The 1,894-nt window shown below is 40.6% G+C and carries 3 protein-coding genes; all 3 read right to left on the bottom strand.

Translation table 11 applies throughout. The annotated features are described in order from the left end of the window. Positions 1-423: 423 nt before the first annotated feature. Positions 424-789 (bottom strand): hypothetical protein (locus ASC93_RS32135; RefSeq protein WP_229412725.1); only part of this gene is annotated, 366 nt, incomplete at its 3' end. Between the two features lie 160 nt (positions 790-949). Beyond that, positions 950-1,195, bottom strand: a complete 246-nt coding sequence (locus tag ASC93_RS30770) for a hypothetical protein (RefSeq protein WP_056639368.1) — start codon at positions 1,193-1,195, stop codon at positions 950-952. Positions 1,196-1,567: 372 nt separating this feature from the next. Further along, positions 1,568-1,873: an AbrB/MazE/SpoVT family DNA-binding domain-containing protein gene (locus tag ASC93_RS32815; protein WP_082548043.1), complete on the bottom strand. Its 306-nt coding sequence runs from the start codon at positions 1,871-1,873 to the stop codon at positions 1,568-1,570. Positions 1,874-1,894 lie beyond the last annotated feature (21 nt).

The following is a 1,894-nucleotide window of genomic DNA, read 5'->3' as shown; positions in this document are numbered from 1 at the left end:
TAGATCTGAAAGTCCCTTTTTTAATGCCGTTAATCATTTATACGCGGTAACCATTTAAATAATTAACGGCATTAGGGGTCCGGCCGACATTTTGACGTTATACTTTTGACACATGAACAGCGGATTTCCCCTACTCTAAGCTAATGTCCACTAAACTTCATTAGCGGCTACTGTTACCATCAAAGCCCGAACTGGAATTTCCGATAATCCCATATTCTTTGCCGCCGCATAACGACTGAATCCCTTTTTAAGCACCCACTTTCCTTTTTCCCATTGAACCGTGACGCCTCGTGAAAGCCGTCCATGTTGTTGGTAATATGCGATGTTCTGCGCCACTTTATCTTGATATATAGGAGAGCCTCCCGGTACCGTGATTAACTGTAGCTTAAGGCTGGTTGGTAATTCATTGGGGTAGTCCATNNNAAAATACGCCCCTCTTTCGATCCAATCTAATTCTGTTTTTCGCGCTGTTAGGCTTTTGATCTCCTGCGTAATAATACCAAAATCCCCTTCTAGTACATCATAAGTAAGATCAAACGTGGGTATACCCCATACATATACTTCACTACCCAAAAGTGGCACATCAAAGGGAGCTACTTCTTTTTCTATACGGTTTAATTGCTTCTTTGAGACAAGAACAGTATGATGAATTTCCCTTGTTGGTTCTGGAAGGCCTTTTTGTACGGTCCCGTATTTTCCAATTGAAGACACTTCAAGGCACACAAATGGCTTATCGTCAAATGTTCGAATTTCTTTGATGTTACCAATGACTGAAATATGCGTTCCCACGAAAGCGCCTCCTTTCCAAATCAAATGTCTTAAGTCTTAAGTTTTTATTTTCCCATGTGACTGTGATACTTTCAAGGATTTTAGGGATTAGCGTATATGTTCCGCGTCAATTTATTGGCTATACCCCACTCATTCCTTAGAGAATCAGGAAGGGAAAATTCTACTTGAATATACTCACAAATAAACTCACCAAAAACATAATTAAAATAAATGCGAAGAAAAAGTAACCCAAAATTCTCAACGGTTTTGGCATCGTACTAAGATCAATTCTCTTAGGAGGGCCACCACCTTCTATTTTTTGCATAGGAAGCAGTTGATCATCAATAAAGCTTGTATTCGTGCTGTTTAAAATTTCAGACTCGTTGGATTGCGTTTCATGAACTTTGTTCGCTTTATCATTATCCATGTTGTTGTCACGCTTCTCCTTCTTTATTATTTAGTATAACTAATTACCTTATTTTTTCTAGTATAAGAAAAGGATCCGCTCGCTCGAGCGGATCCTTTAATTTTGCCTATTATGGATTTCCCAAAGCTTCATCATGATGTCCGCAATTTCGGAGAACAATGGTATCAGGTTTTTCAAAATGGAACGTCATGCGTNCATATTGGCGCTTGCTTCGAAGATATAATCATGACCTTCCATCTTTTTCGTGCGAAGGGAGGGGTGTTTGGGATTGTTTTGTAGAAAGCGAAGAGCTTTTCGAATCGCTTTCTGCGACTGGCTATCCAAGCCAATCAGTTTCTCCTTAAAATTGTCCGTCAGTCGAAGAGTGAACATTTACTCGTCGTTATCCTCAGCAATCCCCAGGGCATTAAAAAACGCATCTAGTTCTTCTCCAGTCGTAATATCGGTCAAGCAGCCGTCTCTGACGTCCCTTTCTGCTTGTATTTCCCCTTTTTGCCACGATTCCGTCCAAAACCATGCTTGATCCTTTGCTATCGTTACCGTAGGAATTAAAATAATTCTTCCGTCCTCCACGATTATATCCAGCTGATCCCCTTCATTCAGGTTCAATCCCTCTACGATTTCGCTTGGGATAGTCACCTGCGCTTTTTTTCTTAGCTGTACAGACTTTTTTCTCATACTCGCCCAACCTCTTTCTGC

The organism is Massilia sp. Root335, assembly GCF_001425685.1.
GTDB lineage: Bacteria > Pseudomonadota > Gammaproteobacteria > Burkholderiales > Burkholderiaceae_D > Telluria > Telluria luteola.
This window is presented reverse-complemented; position numbering and strand designations above follow the sequence as displayed.

Bases quoted from the DNA above. Each gene is read 5' to 3' on its own strand.
- ASC93_RS30770 (WP_056639368.1), bottom strand. From the start codon at position 1,195: ATGGATAATGATAAAGCGAACAAAGTTCATGAAACGCAATCCAACGAG.
- ASC93_RS32815 (WP_082548043.1), bottom strand. From the start codon at position 1,873: ATGAGAAAAAAGTCTGTACAGCTAAGAAAAAAAGCGCAGGTGACTATC.